Source organism: Kluyvera sp. 142486, from assembly GCF_046569695.1.
In the GTDB taxonomy this organism is placed as follows: Bacteria; Pseudomonadota; Gammaproteobacteria; order Enterobacterales; family Enterobacteriaceae; genus Kluyvera.
The window spans coordinates 226,485-245,628 of record NZ_JBKHUI010000005.1; the positions used below are offsets into that span (position 1 = coordinate 226,485).

Below are 19,144 nucleotides of genomic sequence, written 5' to 3' on the forward strand. Positions count from 1 at the left end.
ATTCTCCCTTAAATTAATGCGGTAAGGTGCTAGCCTGCGGCACCGTGCGATTCACACGCAGTGAAAAAATAATCACAACCCCAACAATCGCCACACAGGCGAGGGTCACTAACCCGGCGGCGCTGCTGGCGAAGACCGTTTCAGCCTGAACGCGAATAATCGGGGCCAGAAAACCGCCGATGGCGCCGAACAGGTTGACGAAACCAATGCCAGCCGCCAGCGCCGTGCCGGAGAGCAGCTGTGTCGGCATGGTCCAGAAGACCGGCTGTACGGCGATAACGCCAACGGCGGCCACGCATAGCGCAATAATCGCCAGTACCGGCGATACCAGCCCAGAAACCGCAATGCCAATTGCTGCCGCCAGCAGGGTGAATGCCGCGATATTACGCCGCTCGCCGGTACGGTCGGAGTAGCGTGGAATCAGCCAGGTACCGAACAGCGCCGCCACCCACGGGATCGCGGTCACTACCGAGGCCACAAACCCCACTTTGGTACCCAGCAGCGCGGCGACCTGAGTCGGCAGGAAGAAAATCAGGCCATAAACCGCGACCTGGATGGTCAGATAGATAATCGCCAGCTGCCAGACGCGGCCATTGCGCAGAGCATCGGACAACCGCGAGGTGACCTTTTTCTGCTCTTCGCTGGCCAGTTCGCTGATTAACGCCTGTTTCTCAGCGGGCGTCAGGAAACGTGCATTTTGCGGCGTATCGTCGAGCCAGAAGAAGGTGAAAAATCCCGCGCCGACGGCAAGCAGCCCTTCAATGATAAACATCCAGAACCAGCCGGGATGTCCCATAAAGCCGTGCATTTCCAGCAGCGCGCCGGATAAAGGCGAACCGAGCGTCAATGCCAGCGGCGCACCCATATAAAACAGCCCCATAATGCTGGCGCGGTTTTGCTGCGGGAACCACTGGGAGGTCAGGTAGATCATACCGGGGAAAAAGCCCGCTTCGGCGGCACCGAGCAGCGTGCGCACCAGCAAGAATTTCGCTTCGGTATCCGCCCACGCCATCGCTGCAGACAGCACGCCCCACAGCAAGGTGGTGCAGCCAATCCATTTTCTCGCGCCGAATTTGCGCATCAGCAGGTTAGCGGGCACCCCGAGAAAGGCGTACACCACAAAGAAAATCCCTGCTCCCAGCGCATAGGCTTCATTACTTAGCCCGGTATCCAGCTGGTAGGTCTCTTTGGCAAAGCCAATATTCGAGCGGTCAAGAAATGCCAGCACGTACAACGCCAGCATAAAGGGGATCAAACGGGCGCGGTTTTTCTTCACCACGCTCTCAAGCAAGGTGTTGCTCATCGTAATATCCTCTAAAAAATAGGCCGCACATCAGCGCTGTGCGGCGCGACGGGATCAGTGGCTATAAGGACGTTTCAGGTTGCAGTCGCGGTTCAGCTCAACGCCGAAGCCCGGTTTATCAAGAACGGTTTTATGAATGCGCCCATTTTGCGGCACCGGTTCACCGAGCAGAATCGGGTCAAACTGTGGACGCATGGTTGAACAGTCTGGGCTGGTCATCAGGAATTCGCTGAACGGTGTATTGGTAAAAGTAATGACGGCATGGTGCGAATAGACCGATGATCCGTGCGGGACCACCAACTGACCGCGCGATTTAGCAATGGCGGCAATCTCTACCAGCGTGGTCAAACCGCCGCACCAGCCCACATCAGGCTGCATAATATCGATGCCGGTTTCTGACAAGGTGCGGAAGGATTGCAGCGTGCCGTGGTGCTCGCCGCTGGTGACCATCATCCCGGCTGGCGCATTGCGTTTGAGCTCACGATACCCTTCATACTGCTGCGGCGGCAGGCACTCCTCGATCCACTTAAGATTATGCGGCGCGCAGGCGTGGGCGAGCTTAGTGGCGTAGTTAACGTCCTGGCTCATCCAGCAGTCCAGCATCAGCCAGAAATCCGGGCCGCATTTTTCGCGCATCTCAGCGACCATCGCGGCATCTTTGCGGATACCCGCATCGCCATCGTGCGGCCCCCAGTGGGTCGGCATTTTACCGCCGATAAAGCCCATCTCTTTTGCCAGGTCCGGGCGCGCGCCGGTGGCATAGAACTGAATTTCATCGCGCACCGCACCGCCCAGCAGTTTATACACCGGCAGGCCAACCACTTTGCCGAACAGATCCCACAGTGCGAGATCAATACAGGAGATGGTGTTCATCACCAGACCGCCGGAGCCGGAATAGTACATGGTGGCGTTGAGCATCTGGTCATGGATCAGTTTGATATCGCTGACGCACTTACCTTCAATAAAGCGGTTCAGGTGCTTTTCAACGATAAAGCAGCCCATTTCCCCCGCCGTTGATACCGCAAAGCCGGTCTGCCCGTTTTCGGCTTCCACTTCAACAATCAGCGTCCCGAGAACGTTGATGCCGAACGACTGGCGAGACTGCTCATACTGTTTGTACTTGCTCATCGGAGTGGCGATGTGATCGTCAATCCAGTGATTTGCGCCCTGGTCGTGATAATCACCGCCGCCAGCGCCTTTCTCTGCGGTAGCGCCGCCGATAAACCAGGCGCGAACGTGTTTAATTTTCGGTAGGGTCATGGTGTTTTTCCTTGTTATGAGGCTTGTTGTTCAAAGGGGCTCTTCCACCCCAACAGACGTGAAATATCTTTCGCGCAGGCAATCGCCTTACCGGCGAGGTAATCACGATTGTCTTCGTTGATTTGCAGGCGTGTTCCCACCACTGAAATCGCGGCGGTCAGCTCGTTATTGGCGTTAAAGACCGGTGCTGCGACGCAGCGAACGTCGGGATAATCCTCGCCGTTATCGAAGCTCCAGCCTCTGGCACGAATGCGTTTTAATTCATCGTGAAGCTGCTCGGCATTGATGATGGTGGTCGGCGTGGCCCGCTCCCAGTTCAGTTCGCTGATAATTGCCGCCTGAACCCGCTCGGGCTGCCAGGCCAGCAGGCATTTACCGATACCGGAACGATAAAGCGACAGGCTCTTGCCTTCATGCGAACGCACGCTGATGGTGGCCGGAGATTCAACCTTCAGGATGTAATAGGCGTTGCCGTGATCGATGATGCCCAGATGGCAGAGCAACCCACACTGGTCCATCAGCTGCGTCAGGCGCGGGCGCGCCAGTTCGCGCAGGTCCATTTTGCTCAGTGCATGACCGGCCAGTTCAACCAGTTTGGTCCACAGGCAGTAGTTATCCTGATTATCCATGCTGAGGAAGCGCTGCTTTCTTAGTTCTCCCAGCAGCAGATAAGCAGTACTTTTCGGAATACCCAGTTCGTCAATAATGGTCGCCGCGCTGCAGGGGCCGATACGGGCGATTAAATTGAGAATATCAATGGCGCGGGTGAGCGCCGGGACTTTGCTTAATTCCAACATACTGGACTCCAATCCTGAATACTGGAATCAGTGTTGCGATTGTCGGGGCGTTAAATTGTGAGCGACTTCAAACGATGACGCTATTCCAGCCGAGTGGAGGTTTGGAGGGAAAAAGATGAGAGATGGCGCACAGATTATTTCAAAGCAAGTACAACAGGTTGGACTGAAAAAGCGCCGGAGGCCGTCTCCGACGCGTTGATGTGTTACAGCACCAGCGAATCCACCACGTTAATCCAGCCGTGTTCACTGGCAACCGGGCGGCCGTTCAGCCAGCGGCGCAGCATGTTCAGCGCCATCATCGCGCACACTTCCTGACGCACCGCCAGACTATGTCGCGTATTGCTGAACTTCACCTGGAGCGCGTGGGTGGCGTCCGGGGTGGCGAGCGCAAAGTTGATATGCTCGCTTTCAAGGCCGCTTACCGCCAGCGCCAGCCCGGCGAAATGATTCACCCGGCGTTCAGCAGCCCAGCGGGCGGTTTGCGCTAAGCTTTCATCCTGCGGCGGCACCACTTCGCTGGCGAGCAGCGGCGCCTGAGCGCGGGATAGCTGCAGGGCAATCAGCCCGCTGGTGAACTGCTCGCTTAAGGTCAGGCTGAGCTGTTTCTCTTTCAGCACCCGCGCCAGCTGCGCAGGCAGCCCTTCGGTGCCTTCAAAAATCAGACTTTCGCCAGCGACTTTCTGCACTTCCGGCCACAGCGCCAGCATCGCCTCGCGATGTTCCGCCGGCCCGGTGAGCTTCAGTTCGATAATCGGCATTGAGGAGCGATAGCCCATGCTCACGCCCGGCGGCAGCTCAAGATGCTGCAGGCTCTGAGCGAGGTCGCTCTCCGAGCGGCCAAAGGTGGTCAGGCGCAGGCACAGCGGCGGCTCGCCAACCGGGTAACGCTGGCGAATGCGCGGCAGGATCTCTTTTTCGACCATCACCTTAAATTCAGACGGCACGCCCGGGGTGAAGAACATCAGGCAGCGGTTGAGCTTGACGGCAAAGCCGCAGGCGGTGCCGACCGGGTTATCGATAAGCTCGGCGCTGGCCGGAATTTCGGCCTGCTTGCGGTTGCTCGGCGCCATGACGCGACCGCGCTCGCTGAAGAAGCGCTCCATAAACGCCAGCCACTCTTCGTGCAGAATCAGCGATTCGCCTTTGGCCGTTGCTGCGGCAAGCGCGCTGAGGTCATCGCTGGTCGGCCCCAGGCCGCCGTTCACAATCAGGATATCCGCCTGGGTACTGCGCTCGCGCAGAATCGCCACCAGGTCATCAAGGTTATCGCCCACGGTGTTGCGTCGCGTCAGCGGGATTCCCTGCTGAAAGCAAAAGTCGGCAAGCCAGGCAGCGTTTGTATCGACGATCTGCCCCGATAAGACTTCGTCACCGGTAGACAGCATCTCAACCGTTATCATCACTTACTCCAATAAAAAAGAGGACAAGTCACTATAACGCAAGCAGAGGATTTAAGAAGAGAAAAACTGGCGCAGCGGTGCCGCCGCGCCGGAGGGGAGATTAGAACGATGCGCTCACGCCAACGTATGGGCCATCGGCCACGGCGTTGTCACGATGACCGTCTTTACCCGCGAGGTTCAGGTAACGATAACCCGCTTCAATGCTGATTGGGCGCATGATGGTGTAACGCGCGCCCGCGTTCGCTTCGGTGTAACTGTCGATACCGCTGGAAAGCGAATCTGGAGAGTAGTAGTACTCGCCGAACAGACGCAGGCTGTCGCCGATTTTCCACTGCAGGCCGCCGCCGACCGCTGCGGCGTAGCCGGAATCGCTGTCGTTCGGATCGGTGTAAACCGCTTTACCGCCTACGGTTGCCATGAACGGACCGAGAGGGATATTCAGACCCAGGCCCAGACCTGCCACATCACCATCGTCGTCGCTGTGCGTCCAGTTACCGGTTAACGCCAGGCCAGAAGTCTCAGTACCGACACCAAAGCCCAGGTTAGTGTAATCTTTACCAGCTTGACCGTTAAAGCTGATTGCACTCGCTGACGCGGAGACAAACATCAGCCCCGCCAGACCAAATAACACGCTCTTTTTCATCTTCATCCTTTCACGCAAACGCAAAAAATAAACGCCCATAAACCGCTGAATTGTACTGCGATACGCAGCGGATTCAATGTACGAAACAGGCAATAATCAGTGGGATTGTAACGAATTACGTCCCATACATCAGCATGAATAATAATGTATATTCATTCAATCACTCATATCTATCATTCACGCTTTTCCCTGCGCGCTAACCCACTGGGTCAGCTGATGGCGAGACACTTTAATTCCCGTCCCTTTCATCGACTCGGGCAGCAGCAGCCAGCGACACGGCTGCTGGAATCCTGCCAGCTTGTCCTTTGCCCACTGTGCTAGCTCGGCCATATTCAGCGTCGGCTCAGCGTCCAGCACCGCCACCGGGCGCTGACCAAATTCAATATCGTCGATGGGAACAATAAAGACCTGATTCACCGCCGGATGTTGTACCAATACCCGTTCAACTTCTTCCGGCTGAATACCCTCACCGCCGCTGAAAAACAGATTATCCAGACGCCCAATAACGTGCAGCTTGCCGTCGTGGATTTCACCGCGATCGCGGGTGGCAAACCAGCCTTCGGCGTTGGTCAGCGGCAGCAGTTCACCGTTACGCCAGTAACCTGAGGCCATGCTGCTGGCCCGCAGCCAGATTTCGCCATCGACCAGCCGCAGTTCACGCCCCGGTAAAGGAACGCCGACATCCTCGCCGCCGTTGGCTTCACGGGCACAGACGGTAGAGGCAAACTCGGTGAGGCCGTAGCCGCAAAAGGTCTGAATCCCCTGCGCCGCAGCCCGTTCGGTCAGCACCGCAGGGATCGCCGCGCCGCCCAGCAGCACCGTTTTTAGGGTGAGCGGCTGTTCATCATTGAGCAGACGCCAGAGCTGCGTCGGCACCAGTGAAGCGTGGGAACAACCGTGCAACGCCTGCGCAAGCGGACGCTCGCTCACCGCCATCTGTGCGCCCATCAGCAGCCAGCGCCAGAAAATCCCCTGACCGGAGACGTGGAACAGCGGTAGCGACAGCAGCCAGCAGTCGTTTTCTGCAAACGGCATCAGGCTCAGCACGCCGTGCGCGCTTGCCAGATGCGCCGCGCAGGTATGCACCGCCGCTTTCGGCAGGCCGGTTGAACCCGAGGTAAGCGTCATCGACGCCAGACGTTCAGCACGCCAGTCGCATGGCGCTGTCAGCGGTGCGGAATGCAGCTGCAACGGCGCGAGACCATAGTGCTCATCGGCTTCCAGATTTAAAAAGTGATGCAGGCTGAGGCCCGGTAACAGCTGGCTGATAAGCGTTGCCGGCAGCCGTGGGTTCAGCGGCAGAATACGCGCGCCGCACTGCAACAGCGCCAGCCAGGCCAGCACCGCCTCCGGGCGATTACGGGCGCAGAGCGCCACGCCGTCTTCCGGATTAACGCCCTGAGCCTGAAATCCGGCGGCCAGCGCGTCGATACGTTCGCACAGCGCCGTCCAGCTTAGGGTTTCATCGTCGAACCGCAGCGCAACCGCGTCGCCGCGCACCTCGCGCCAGTGTCGCCACGGCCAGATTGAAAAGGTCACAGCAGCGGCTCCATATCCTCAATCGCGCCGCACGGCAGCGAGCTTCCAGGCCAGCAGCGAATCAGTTGGGTCTGCATCAGATTCAGGGTATCCAGACCCGGGATGGTATCTGGTGTCAGCCACGCCGCGATGCGCGCCAGCTGGGTTAAGCCGAGGCTGGATTCCAGCGAGGAGCTGATCACCGCCGTCAGGCCGAGCGCATGTGCTGCCGCCACCTGCGCTTTTACGCGTTCAAGGCTGCCGGTGAGCGTTGGCTTGATCACCACGGCTTTCAGGCCAGGCTCGGCTTCAAAGCGGAAATCCGCCTCGCGCAGGCTTTCGTCCCAGGCAATAGCGATGCCGGTTTCACGCGCAAAGGCGCGCGAGTCATCGCGGGTTTTGCACGGTTCTTCGAGGAAAGCGATGCGTGAACGGTAGTCGGGGTTGACGTATTTGGCGAACTGCTGGGCTTTCAGCGGCGTCCAGGCGCGGTTGGCATCAAGGCGCAGGGTCAGCTCTGGAATCGCTTCCAGCAGCAGATTGACCACCATGCCGTCGCGGACCGCTTCATACAGGCCGACCTTCACCTTCGCCACCTTCTCGCCGGACATCTCCGCCAGCTTGATAACCAGCTCGTCCGGGTCGCCGGTGCACAGCGGCGCAGCACGATAATCCGCCGCTACGGGCAGCGCATCGTTCAGCTCCGCCAGCGCACAGCTGATGCCAAAAGCGACTGAAGGCACTTCTGGCAACGCGCTATCGTCGCCCTGCCGCCAGGCGTTAACCCAGCCCAACAGCGCCGACTGCGCGTCGTCCAGCGACTCCAGGCTAAAGCCCGGCAGTGGGGAGATTTCTCCCCACCCGTCCCGTTCGCCGTCACGCAGGTAGACGAATAACCCATCACGGGTTTTCAGCCGCCGCTCGCGCAGAACCACACCTGCGTCCATCGGTATCTGCCAGCGGTAAACCTGCGCGCTTCGCATTACGGGTTCCGTTTGAATTTGCTGAAGTCAGGCTGACGTTTCTGGTTGAAGGCGTTACGGCCTTCCTGACCTTCTTCGGTCATATAGAACAGCATGGTGGCGTTACCCGCCAGCTCCTGCAGACCTGCCTGACCGTCACAGTCGGCGTTCAGCGCGGCTTTCAGGCAGCGCAGCGCCATCGGGCTGTTTTGCAGCATTTCACGACACCAGCGTACGGTCTCTTTTTCGAGATCCGCCAGCGGTACCACGGTGTTCACCAAGCCCATATCCAGCGCCGCTTTGGCGTCGTACTGGCGGCACAGGAACCAGATTTCACGCGCTTTTTTCTGACCCACGATGCGCGCCATGTAGGAAGCGCCCCAGCCGCCGTCGAAGGAACCCACTTTCGGGCCGGTCTGGCCGAAGATGGCGTTATCCGCCGCAATGGTCAGGTCACACATCATGTGCAGCACGTGGCCGCCGCCGATGGAGAAGCCAGCCACCATCGCCACCACCGGTTTCGGGCAGGTACGGATCTGGCGCTGGAAGTCCAGCACGTTCAGGTGGTGAACGCCGCTGTCGTCCTGGTATCCGCCGTAGTCGCCGCGTACCTTTTGGTCGCCACCGGCGCAGAAGGCTTTGTCGCCCGCGCCGGTAAGGATAATCACGCCGACGTTATCGTCATAGCGGGCATCTGCCAGCGCCTGAATCATCTCTTTGACCGTCAGCGGGCGAAACGCGTTACGAACCTGCGGGCGGTTAATGGTGATTTTGGCGATGCCGTCAGCGGATTTTTCGTAGCGAATGTCGGTAAAACCTTCGGAACAATCGTGCCACTCAGCAGGGGCGTACAGCATAGCTTCATCAGGATAGATCATAGCGAGTCCTATAAGTTAACAGGCAGAATCTGAGCCAGACACGCGGCCACGCCCGCGGGGTTTTCCCGGTGCGCGTTGTGCCCGGCATCATGAATAAGGTGGCAAGGTCGCGAGAGTTCCTCGGCAATAGCCCGAAACTTGTGGTCGCGCTCGCCACAGAGATACCAGAATGGCAGTGAAAGCGTTTGCAGCGCAGGACGGAGATCTTCCTGCACGGCTAAAGAGGTAGCCAGCAGCATTGCCGCCAGCGCGTTGCCGTCGTTTTGCTGACGCAGCGCCACCAGCGAGGCGCGCTGTTCATCCGTGAGGCTGGCAAACACCGGCTGTTGATACCAGGCGCTGAAAACTTCCGCCAGCGGCTGCTCGCGAAAACGCTGCGCCCAGGCGTCGTCGTTGCGCCAGCGCGATTCCCGATCAGCGTCGTTCGTCAGGCCTGGGTGACCGCCTTCGACAATCAGCCCTGCCAGACCTTTCGGCCGCGAGCAGGCGTAGTGCATGGCAATCCGCCCGCCCAGCGAGTACCCCACCAACCAGTGGCTGAGTATGTTGTAACTAAGCAGCGTAGCCTGGAGTGCGGCGTCCATCTCAGTGAAGTTATTGACCCGCACCGACGAAGAACCGCCGTGACCGGGGAGATCGACATACAGCCGATTGGCCCGCGCAAAGCGTTGCCCCACCGGCTGCCACTCGCGGTGATCGCCGGAAAAACCGTGCAGGAAAACCAGCCACGGCTGCGTTGGGTCGCCCTGCTCGGCCACGGCGTGCAGAATCATAGCTTGCTGACCTGCGCCAGCAGATGCTGCAAAGTTTGCGCGCCGTCGGTGTCGTTAACCACCAGCTCAATCACCGTGGTCGCCGGCGTACGCCAGGCGGTGCTCAGTGCGGCTTCCAGCGAGGCCCAATCCTCTGGCTGCTGATAGCGCAGGCCAAACATTTTCGCCGCGTGCTCGAAATGGACGTTTTGCGGCATCGCGTAGAAGCGCTCGCGCTCTTCCACCGGGGTTGGCAGCAGAGAGAAAATCTGCCCGCCGTTATTGTTGACCACAATCAGCACCAGCGGCGCGGATACCTGACGCAGCAGCGCCAGCGCGTTGAGGTCGTAGAGCGCGGACAGGTCGCCAACGATAGCAAGCGTCGGCCGCGCGCTGGCACGCTGCACGCCAGCCGCCGTCGAAATCAGGCCGTCGATGCCGCTGGCACCGCGGTTGCTATAGACCGGGTAGCCAGCCGGAAGCTGGCCTAAGGCGTCAATTAAGCGCACCACCAGGCTGTTGCCGACGAACAGTTGCCCCTGTTCCGGCAGGTAGCGGCGAATACGGTGCGCCAGCTGCGCTTCACCGAAGCGTTCGCTTTGCGCGGCAACCGCCTCCCATGCCTGCTCGGAGAGCGTGGGGATGACCGTGGTCCACGGCGCGCGTTTTTCCGCCGGGTGCTTTTCCAGCCACTGCGCAATGTTGCTCACCAGGCGGCGACCGCGATGGTGCGCCGGGTCGAGACGACCGGAAAGCGGGTCAACCAGCCAGTACTCGTCCGGCTCGCAGGCCAGCTGCCATTGCAGCACGCGTTTGCCGGTCAGGCTGCTGCCAAGCTGCACCACAATCTGCGCCTGCTGAAGCTCGCTGATGGCGGCCGGGTTACTGAGCCAGAGATCGGCGCACGGCAGCGGCTGCCCGGTTTGCGACAGCACGTCGCCAATCAGCGGCCAGCCGAGGGTTTTCGCCCATTCGGCAACTTTCTTGCCCTCTTCCGCGCTCATGCGCCCGGCGACAATCACGCCGCGTTTTTGCCGCCAGAAGAACCAGTCGCGCTGGACGGCACTTTCCTGATGCAGCGCTTCGCGCAGCCAGGGTTTTTCCCCCTGCCACCAGTCGCCCAGCGCCTGCTGCCAGGCAAGGCCGGTATCGTCCATATCGCCATACAGCGGTTCGGCAAACGGGCAGTTGATGTGCACGCCGCCGGAATGCAGCGAGCCCAGCGCGTCATCCACCACGGAGACCAGCCAGCGGGCCGGAATATCCTGGCTCGGGCGCGGTAACGAGAGGGTGCTGGAAGGGTGCGAGGCAAACATACCGGGCTGACGAATGGCCTGATTCGCGCCGCAGTCAATCAGCTCTGGTGGGCGGTCGGCGGTCAGCAGAATAATTTTTTCACCGGTCAACCCCGCTTCAATCAGCGCCGGGTAGAGGTTCGCCACCGCCGTGCCGGAGGTGACAATCACCGCCACCGGCTGCTGGCTGACCTTCGCCAGCCCCAGCGCCAGATGCCCGAGCCCGCGCTCATCAAAATGGGTGTGATGAATAAAGGTGCGGTTCTCCGCCGCCGCCAGCGTCAGCGGTGTGGAACGAGACCCCGGCGCAATGCAAACGTGTCGCACGCCGTGACGGGTTAATGCTTCGAGGATCACCGCCGCCCAGCGTCGGTTAAATGCGCTTACTGACATGAAGTTGTCCGGTATCAAATAATCGACTCAGTATAAATTCTACGGCTTAGTAGGATTTTGATATGAATCGGTAATGTTCTATTCAGGGAACAGCAAAGCGCGCAGACCTGCTGCTTTGTTTTCGATCTCCTGCCACTCCTGCTCAGGATCCGAGCCGTCGATGATGCCGGCCCCGGCATACAGACGCACCGTGTCGCCTTCCACCTTCGCCGAGCGCAGCGTCACGCAGAACTCACTCTGGCGACGAGAAAGATAGCCCGCCGACCCGGCGTACCATTCACGGGTGAAGGGTTCGAAACGGTCGATAAAGTCCAGCGCCTGCGCACGCGGCAGCCCCGCCACCGCTGCCGTCGGCTGCAGTTGCAGCAGGCAGCGCGTGTCGTCTGGCGCGTTAAGCTCCGCCTGAATGCAGCGGCGCAGATGCTGCACCTTGCGCAGACGAACGATTTCCGCGGGCAGCACGTCGAGCATATTGGTCACCCCCTGCAGGCGCTGGCAGATATCTTCCACCACCAGGCTGTTTTCCCGCTGGTTTTTATCATCGTGCATCAGCCAGTCGCCCAGCCGCTTCGCGGTTGCCGCATCGTCGTGCGCCGCCACGGTACCCGCCAGCGCTTCGGTACGCAGCGCCGTGCCGCGCCGCCGCCATAAGCGTTCCGGCGAGGAGCCGAGAAACGTCTGCTGAGCGTCAAACGCCATATAGAAATGATAGCAAGAGAAATTGACCCGGCGACTGGCGGCCATCAGCGCGCTGGCGTTCGGCGCGCTGCAAAAGGCCAGATCCGTTGCTCGCGCCAGCACCACTTTGCTAAACGCGCCGTCGCGAATGGCCTGGGTGGCCTGCTCAATCAGCCGACACCAGCCCTCTTTGCCGGGACGATGGGTTTCGCTTTTTTGCTGCAACACCAGTTCCGCCGCGGCGTGATGGGCGGTGAGCTGTGCCAGGCATGCTCGCGCCTGTTCCGCATCCTGGCGCAGCGAGGTGGCGCTCCAGAGATTGACGCGAAGCGTGGCGCGCCCGGCTTCACGTCGCCACTCCAGACGCGGCAGGAATAGCTGCCCCACCGTCGGGTCGAAGGCATTGACGCCGCAGATTCGCACGTCGTCGCGCTCAAGGGTGTGCAGGAAATCATTGGCCTGAGCCAGGGAGGTAAAGGATTTGACCGAACCCAGCGCGGCAATCTCTTCCTTGCCGCTGCGCTGCTGCCAGTAGAACTGCGGCCAGACCGTCTGCCCGCTCAGCCACGCAAGCGGGTCGAAAGCATCGCTAAGGGGGAATGAGACGTCGATGATTTGCGTGCCGGGCAACGCTGGAAAATCGTCTGTCAGCTGCCCTGACAGGCTCTGCAATGCCGCTAGAATGGATCGCACGCAAACCTCCCTATCATAAAAACCGCATAGTATACGGGGTACTTGTTATAAAAAGCAGTACCCACGATTAGGGAGCGGAAACGTAACAAGGCGATATCGCACTGAAAATCAACGCTCTTTGCCTTTCACTATAGACGGGATTTGGGGTTATGCCTGCGCCACTTCTCGCGCCATCCCCACGTGTGGAATACCATCTTCGTCGTAAACGTCGGTGACGGTGATAAACCCGAAATGGCCGTAGAACTCCCGCAGATGCGCCTGCGCGCCGAGATAGAGCGCCCGCTGCGGCCAATGCTGCTGGCAGCTTGCCAGCGCGCGTTCCATCAGCTGATAGCCGAGGCGTTCACCGCGCACCGCAGGGCTGACAATCACCCGGCCAATCACCACCGGTTCAAACTCATCGTCGCTCACCAGTATGCGCGCATAGGCCACCAGCTGGTCGTCTTTCCAGCCCAGCAGATGGCGGTTTTCGCCGACCAGATCGTCGCCGTCGATATCCAGATAGACGCAGGCCTGTTCCACCACGAAGACTTCGCTGCGCAGCTTCAGCAGGGTGTACAGCGTCGGGACGGTTAATTCAGAATGGTGCAAATCTTGCCAGCGAATCATGGTAGGCTCCTTAAACCTTATTTTTTACCGCCAGGGGCGCGGCGCTATGCAATTGACGTTTTTAGGCACATCCGCGGGCGTGCCAACCCGAACTCGCAACGTAACAGCAATGCTGCTGAATCTGCAACACCCGACGCAGCCGGGGCTGTGGCTTTTCGACTGCGGCGAAGGCACCCAGCACCAGTTGCTGCACACCGCTTTTCATCCGGGAAAAATCGAACGCATCTTTATTAGCCACCTGCACGGCGACCACCTGTTTGGCCTGCCGGGGCTGATTTGCAGCCGTTCGATGTCGGGCAGCGCTCAGCCGCTCACCCTGTACGGGCCAAAAGGGCTGAAGGAGTTTGTTGAAACCACCCTGCGGCTGAGCGGTTCGTGGACCGATTTCCCGCTGGAAGTGGTCGAAATCAGCGGCGGGGAGATCCTCGACGACGGCCTGCGTAAAGTCACCGCCTTCCCGCTGAATCACCCGGTCGAGTGCTACGGCTTTCGCGTGGAAGAACACGATAAGCCGGGGGCACTGGATGCGCGCAGGCTGGTTGCTGCAGGCGTCGCGCCCGGCCCGCTGTTCCAGCAGCTTAAGGCCGGTGAGCAGGTAACGCTGGCGGACGGCCGCGTGATTAACGGTGCGGATTACCTCTCCCCCGCCACGCCAGGTAAAAAAGTGGCGATTTTTGGAGACACCGCGCCGTGTGACGCCGCGCTGGCGATGGCCCGCGACGTTGATGTGATGGTACATGAAGCGACGCTGGAAGCCGCCATGGCGGAGAAAGCCAACAGCCGCGGACACTCGTCCACCGAGCAGACCGCCCAGCTGGCGCGGGCCGCCAACGCGAAGCGGCTTATCGTCACCCACGTCAGCTCGCGCTACGACGCCGAAGGCTGCCGCCGCCTGCTCGCCGAGTGCCAGGCCTATTTCCCGGCATGCGAACTGGCCGAGGATTTCGCCACCTTCACGCTGTGATAACGTTTTAGCCGCGCCTGCCGATAACTCAGCTAATAGAGAACGCTTTTTACGCTGAGGGCATGATGGATAACTTCCAGAAAGAGATCGACGACAGGGCTAACCTGACCCTGTCCAACCGTTTTGAGCTGCTGCTTTTCCGCCTCGGCGCGTCATCGCAGAGCGACGCCTCGGAGCTGTACGGCATTAACGTCTTTAAGCTGCGGGAAATCGTCCCGATGCCGAGCTTCACCCGCCCCGCCGGCATTAAGCCGCCGCTGATGGGCATGGTGAACATTCGCGATCAAATCATTCCGGTTATCGACCTCGCCGCCGTCGCAGGCTGCAAGCCTGCCACCGGCCTGAACATTCTGCTGATTACCGAATATGCCCGCAGCGTGCAGGCCTTCGCCGTCGAATCTGTTGAGAACATTACCCGCCTCGACTGGACGCAGATCCACACCGCCGAGAAGGCGGTGAATGGCAAATACATCACCAGCATTGCCTGCCTTGACGATCATAAGGAGAGCAACAACCTGGCGATGGTTATCGACGTGGAGCAAATTCTTTACGACATCACCCCTTCCAACCACGACCTGCACGCCAAAGAGCTGAACCCGCGCAAATTCAATATTAAGCCGGGTGCTACGGCGATTGTCGCCGAGGACTCAAAGGTAGCGCGCGCTATGCTGGAGAAAGGGTTGAAGGCGATGGATATCCCTGCCCAGCTGCACGTGACCGGCAAAGAAGCGTGGGAGAAAATCGAGCTTATCGCCCAGGAAGCGGCGAAAGAAGGCGTGCCGGTGAGCGATAAAATCGCCCTGGTGCTGACCGACCTCGAAATGCCGGAGATGGACGGCTTTACCCTGACCCGCAAAATCAAAACCGACCCACGGCTGCGCAATATTCCGGTGGTGATCCACTCCTCGCTTTCCGGGAACGCCAACGAGGACCATATTCGTAAGGTTAACGCCGATGGGTATGTGGCGAAGTTTGAGATTAATGAGCTGGCGGCGGTGATTGAGCGGGTGCTGAATAAGGCGGCTGGGCGGGGGGAGAGTGGGTTGCATGCTGTGAGGTGATTTTGGGGGAGCCGCCAGGAGGGAGTGCCTGGCGGGACTGGGGTTGCCATGAGTGAATTGTGGACATCGGTAAGGTCTTACTTACATCGTGACGACTTGAGCAGCAATATTGTGCCTGAGAGGCGATGACAATTCCTTCCAGCAAAAACAAAATAGCTCAATCGCGCATCCCAATCTGTTTGATTTTTCACCGCCCCAACGAGAGAATCCTTATCACATGCATGGAATAAGGAAGAAACGGAATGTTCACTCTATACATGAGATGGGACGCCGAGCGAGAACTGGCTCCAGGTGATATTCAGTTCATTTTTTCGCCACAAAATGCCCTGGAAATGGCGAGCATCTTTTACGAACTTGATTACCTGGAATATGACCAGCGCAGTCGCATTCTGCCTCACAGCCTCCCGAAGCGACGAGGAGGTGTTTACCACCGATTCACAACACAACCATACAAACGCAAGTGCCTTGGTGAATATGACGGGCTCTATGATGAAGCGAAATGGAACCTGGAGCACGGTTGGATGGTCGGCGTGGACACTCAGGAAAAATGGGAGCACTTCCGCAATCCATTCTATTTCGATGATGACAGTAATCTGATTTACGACTGCTTCATGGATACCTACAGCGAGTCTTTTCAGCAGGCAGTGCGTCAACTCTACGAATATACCCTCAACGAGCATCAGGGAAGAAAGCCGCCTCCGACCATTAAACATCACTATTCCGATGTTCCGATACAGCGCGCCCAGGCAGGCAAAACTATCAACAGCAAAGCAGCCGGGAGACTTTTGGCAGCAGGCGGGATCTACAACGGTAACATAGAGGGATTCCGGCAGACAGCCGAACAGTTGGGCGGCGATGCCGTGAAAGGATACGACGGCATACTTAACGAAACGACATCCGGGATGATGGTCACTGCTGCTTCACTACTGGTTATACGTAACCCAGTAGGGGTGCAAGAACTCACCAGTTATCCAGGGAAATATAAAAAGGCACATGTCCTGCTTGATAATGTGAAAGTATCTGAACTTAGCTACTTAAGACGAGATCGCGCTGAATACAATGCACTGCGAAAAGAATTTAATACTGTTCGGCCTAAATTTCTCAGATCTATTTCCAGTCACCCTGATGCATTAACAACGTTTGACACCAATGCCCTACTTCGCCTGGAGAGTGGAGGAGTGCCGTCCGGGTGGGAAGTTCACCATAAAATTCCACTCGATGACGGTGGTACAAATGCCCTCGATAATATGGTGCTAATTAAACGTTCGCCGTATCACTCCACGCTGTCAAAGGCTCAAGGAATTATCGTCAAAGAAATTCCATACAACACTAGCATTAACGTTTTATGGCCTTCGCCGCATGGCGTAATTTACCCGGTAGGAAAGTAAGCACACTATGAACGATACAAGCAAGATGATCGGCATCTTCAGCACGCTGATGGTTTCCAATAACTACCCGGTAACCAGTCCAGTAGCGCCGGAGACCATGGCAGACTTAATACGCAATCCTGCGCCAGCAGAATGGGATGAGACGAAACGCGATGTTTACGCAGATATTCAGCGCCTGGTGATAAATCGCCCGGATTACGCTGAGATGTTCGAACTCATGGACGGGTTGGAGTACAACGGACTCACCCTTTACGATTTGACACAGGCGGAGAATGGCGAACTTCTATGGTCAAATATCTATATCCGTAACATTGATACCCGCACCGACGAAATCTATATTGACCCAAACCTGACCGATAAAGTGCTGATTGGTCAAGATGGTATATCCGTATTCGTATTCAGTCCCAAAGACGACCGTTTCCAGATCCGCGATAGCGTATCGACGGATTACGTTATTGAGTCATACGCGACCTTTAGCGATCTGTTGTCAGCACTTATCGATACCATAAAATTGTAGTGGCATACTGATTTTGGCCGTATAAGCAGAAGTATTGAACGTCCGCTTCTGGCTGTGAGTTCAACTGATGGACGCAACACACTTATTGAACCGTTCTGCGGGGTAATCACAATGCAATCTTTCATCACGCGGACTTTGATGGGCATGCCGTCGATAAATCCGGCTTGGGAGAGCCATTCTCCGCCGAGGTGGACGGCGCGGCCTTCTGCGAATGAGTAGAACTCGCAGTGGGTGAAATCGGGTACGGTAGTTGTGGTGAGGGGTGTCGCCATCGTGGCAGCCTCCGATAAGTGATATTTTCTCTCTCATTGGTGGCTAAACCAGACGGGGTTAGAATGACCGACTCATCGATTCAGGTGCATCTTTCAATGCCCCCGCTAGCCCACCATTGAGATGGTGACTGTGCATACGACATAAAATTGCGTTAACTCGCTTTATGTCGTCGATGAAGTTGGTTCAGGGTTCCACTCCCGGCACCTGATTTTGCAGGTACAACAACAGGATACTGCGCTTAACGGGGCTGAGCAATACGGGTTGCTGGAAGGACGCTTGCAAAACTGAATGAAAATCCTAGCGCTGTAACGTCATTAAAGCCCGATACGCAAAACGTCATCGGGCTTGATTCCGCGCTACCAACAAACAGAGATTACGGGTAAATCCCGCGCTCTTTCCTCGCGGTAAGAATACGCTCGCAGGCAATCGCATACGCCGCCGTGCGCAGCGAGATCTTCAGCTGCTGGGATTTATTCCACACATCATCAAAAGCGTTGAGGATGATTTTATCCAGCTTTTGATAAATCTCGTCTTCTGACCAGTAAAAGCTGGAGAAATCCTGCACCCACTCAAAGTAGCTCACCGTCACGCCGCCCGCGTTACAGATAACGTCCGGGAGCACGATAATGCCGCGTTCGCGCAAGATGTCATCGGCCTGCGGCACCGTCGGGCCATTCGCGCCCTCCAGCACCAGGCGGCATGAAAGACCTTCGGCGCGTTGGGCCGTAATCTGGCCCTCCAGCGCGGCGGGGATCACGATGTCATAGTCGTACAGCCAGAAAGCATCGGGGTTGACGTCAGCCGCGCCCGGGAAGCCCTTTATCTTGCCGTTCTCGGTTTGCCAGGCGATAAGTGTATCAATATCAATGCCGGAGGCGTCATACAGCGTGGCGGAGTGATCCTGTACGGAGATGACCTTGGCCCCTTCGCTGGCAAATAACTGCGCGGCGACGCTGCCGACGTTACCAAAGCCCTGCACGCCAATACGCGCGCCGGTAATGTCGAGGTTAATGTGTTTGGCCGCCGCCATCCCGGTGACAAAGACGCCGCGCCCGGTGGCCTTAACGCGCCCCAGTGAACCGCCGAGGTGGATAGGTTTGCCGGTGACCACGCCGGTGGTGGTGGAGCCAACGTTCATCGAGTAGGTGTCCATCATCCAGGCCATCACCTGCGCATTGGTGCCCACGTCCGGTGCCGGAATGTCCTGCTGCGGCCCGATAATCAGGCCGATTTCGCTGGTGTAGCGGCGGGTCAGCCGTTCCAGCTCTTTCTTACTGAGCTCGCCTGGGTCAACGCGAATGCCGCCTTTAGCACCGCCGAAAGGCAGATTCAGCGCCGCACATTTGATGGTCATCCACGCGGATAACGCCATCACCTCTTCTAAGGTGACGTCCGGGTGGTAGCGCACCCCGCCCTTACCCGGCCCGCGGGACAGGTTATGCTGTACGCGATAGCCTTCGAAATGGCGCACGGTGCCATCTTCCATCTCTAGCGGAATGTCGACAATCAGCGCGCGTTTGGGGCGGATCAGCGTGTCGGCCCAGCTCTCCAGCTCGCCTAAATAGGGCAGCACGCGCTCAACCTGGGCAATAAAGATATTCCATGCGGAATCGGGATTGTTATTCAGAAACGACAGCGTTTTCATCGTTTACCTCAACAGTGAAATCGGATTTTTAATAAAAAAACCGACGATACGGATGGCTATCGTCGGTGCTCGGATGAGCAAAGTACCACGGCACTAAAGATGTCCATCTTGTGCA

General features: G+C 58.1%; 17 protein-coding genes and 1 pseudogene. 4 read left to right on the plus strand and 14 right to left on the minus strand.

Annotation, left to right across the window (positions count from 1 at the left end; translation table 11 throughout):
• Positions 1–13: 13 nt before the first annotated feature.
• The 12 genes from ACLGE8_RS08275 to ACLGE8_RS08330 all read right to left on the minus strand — a co-directional run bounded on the left by ACLGE8_RS08275 (position 14) and on the right by ACLGE8_RS08330 (position 13,181).
• Positions 14–1,303 carry an MFS transporter gene (locus tag ACLGE8_RS08275; RefSeq protein ID WP_410997814.1) on the minus strand — a complete coding sequence of 430 codons (1,290 nt, stop codon included), beginning with the start codon at positions 1,301–1,303 and terminating at the stop codon, positions 14–16.
• A gap of 54 nt (positions 1,304–1,357) precedes the next feature.
• Entirely contained in the window at positions 1,358–2,563 is a 1,206-nt protein-coding gene (gene rhmD, locus ACLGE8_RS08280) for an L-rhamnonate dehydratase (protein ID WP_410997816.1), read from the minus strand.
• Positions 2,564–2,577: 14 nt separating this feature from the next.
• A complete protein-coding gene (locus ACLGE8_RS08285) occupies positions 2,578–3,360 on the minus strand; it encodes an IclR family transcriptional regulator (protein WP_410997817.1) in 783 nt (260 codons plus the stop codon).
• A 203-nt stretch (positions 3,361–3,563) separates the two neighbouring features.
• A complete protein-coding gene (locus ACLGE8_RS08290) occupies positions 3,564–4,760 on the minus strand; it encodes a nicotinamide mononucleotide deamidase-related protein YfaY (protein WP_410997819.1) in 1,197 nt (398 codons plus the stop codon).
• A 100-nt stretch (positions 4,761–4,860) separates the two neighbouring features.
• Positions 4,861–5,403 carry a YfaZ family outer membrane protein gene (locus ACLGE8_RS08295; protein WP_395594033.1) on the minus strand — a complete coding sequence of 181 codons (543 nt, stop codon included), beginning with the start codon at positions 5,401–5,403 and terminating at the stop codon, positions 4,861–4,863.
• 177 nt (positions 5,404–5,580) lie between these two features.
• Positions 5,581–6,942: an o-succinylbenzoate--CoA ligase gene (menE, locus tag ACLGE8_RS08300; protein WP_410997821.1), complete on the minus strand. Its 1,362-nt coding sequence runs from the start codon at positions 6,940–6,942 to the stop codon at positions 5,581–5,583.
• Positions 6,939–7,904, minus strand: coding sequence for an o-succinylbenzoate synthase (gene menC / locus ACLGE8_RS08305; RefSeq protein WP_410997823.1), 966 nt, complete (start codon positions 7,902–7,904; stop codon positions 6,939–6,941). The genes menE and menC overlap by 4 nt, the downstream gene beginning before the upstream one ends.
• Complete coding sequence (gene menB / locus ACLGE8_RS08310; RefSeq protein ID WP_035892608.1) at positions 7,904–8,761, minus strand: 1,4-dihydroxy-2-naphthoyl-CoA synthase; 858 nt, start codon at positions 8,759–8,761, stop codon at positions 7,904–7,906. The genes menC and menB overlap by 1 nt, the downstream gene beginning before the upstream one ends.
• Before the next feature lie 8 nt (positions 8,762–8,769).
• A complete protein-coding gene (gene menH, locus ACLGE8_RS08315; RefSeq protein ID WP_410997825.1) occupies positions 8,770–9,534 on the minus strand; it encodes a 2-succinyl-6-hydroxy-2,4-cyclohexadiene-1-carboxylate synthase in 765 nt (254 codons plus the stop codon).
• Positions 9,531–11,201 (minus strand): 2-succinyl-5-enolpyruvyl-6-hydroxy-3-cyclohexene-1-carboxylic-acid synthase, encoded by a 1,671-nt coding sequence (menD, locus tag ACLGE8_RS08320; RefSeq protein WP_410997827.1) that lies wholly within the window; start codon positions 11,199–11,201, stop codon positions 9,531–9,533. Before menD ends, menH begins: the two co-directional genes overlap by 4 nt.
• 78 nt (positions 11,202–11,279) lie before the next feature.
• Positions 11,280–12,572 carry an isochorismate synthase MenF gene (gene menF / locus ACLGE8_RS08325; RefSeq protein ID WP_410997829.1) on the minus strand — a complete coding sequence of 431 codons (1,293 nt, stop codon included), beginning with the start codon at positions 12,570–12,572 and terminating at the stop codon, positions 11,280–11,282.
• Positions 12,573–12,719: 147 nt separating this feature from the next.
• A complete protein-coding gene (locus ACLGE8_RS08330) occupies positions 12,720–13,181 on the minus strand; it encodes a GNAT family N-acetyltransferase (protein ID WP_410997831.1) in 462 nt (153 codons plus the stop codon).
• 46 nt (positions 13,182–13,227) lie between these two features.
• On the opposite strand from ACLGE8_RS08330, the gene rbn reads away from it, so the two are divergent.
• The 4 genes from rbn to ACLGE8_RS08350 all read left to right on the plus strand — a co-directional run bounded on the left by rbn (position 13,228) and on the right by ACLGE8_RS08350 (position 17,111).
• Positions 13,228–14,145, plus strand: a complete 918-nt coding sequence (rbn, locus tag ACLGE8_RS08335; protein WP_410997833.1) for a ribonuclease BN — start codon at positions 13,228–13,230, stop codon at positions 14,143–14,145.
• A 65-nt stretch (positions 14,146–14,210) separates the two neighbouring features.
• On the plus strand, positions 14,211–15,206 hold the full coding sequence (locus tag ACLGE8_RS08340; RefSeq protein WP_185667033.1) for a chemotaxis protein: 996 nt from the start codon (positions 14,211–14,213) through the stop codon (positions 15,204–15,206).
• Positions 15,207–15,448: 242 nt separating this feature from the next.
• Complete coding sequence (locus ACLGE8_RS08345; RefSeq protein ID WP_410997835.1) at positions 15,449–16,594, plus strand: HNH endonuclease signature motif containing protein; 1,146 nt, start codon at positions 15,449–15,451, stop codon at positions 16,592–16,594.
• 7 nt (positions 16,595–16,601) lie between these two features.
• Positions 16,602–17,111: a YrhA family protein gene (locus ACLGE8_RS08350; protein ID WP_410997837.1), complete on the plus strand. Its 510-nt coding sequence runs from the start codon at positions 16,602–16,604 to the stop codon at positions 17,109–17,111.
• Positions 17,112–17,203: 92 nt separating this feature from the next.
• Here the strand turns inward: ACLGE8_RS08350 and ACLGE8_RS08355 are convergent.
• Positions 17,204–17,302 (minus strand): annotated as a pseudogene (locus ACLGE8_RS08355) (SymE family type I addiction module toxin); the annotation flags it as partial.
• A gap of 455 nt (positions 17,303–17,757) precedes the next feature.
• Positions 17,758–19,029 carry a Glu/Leu/Phe/Val family dehydrogenase gene (locus tag ACLGE8_RS08360; protein WP_410997839.1) on the minus strand — a complete coding sequence of 424 codons (1,272 nt, stop codon included), beginning with the start codon at positions 19,027–19,029 and terminating at the stop codon, positions 17,758–17,760.
• Between the last annotated feature and the right edge of the window lie 115 nt (positions 19,030–19,144).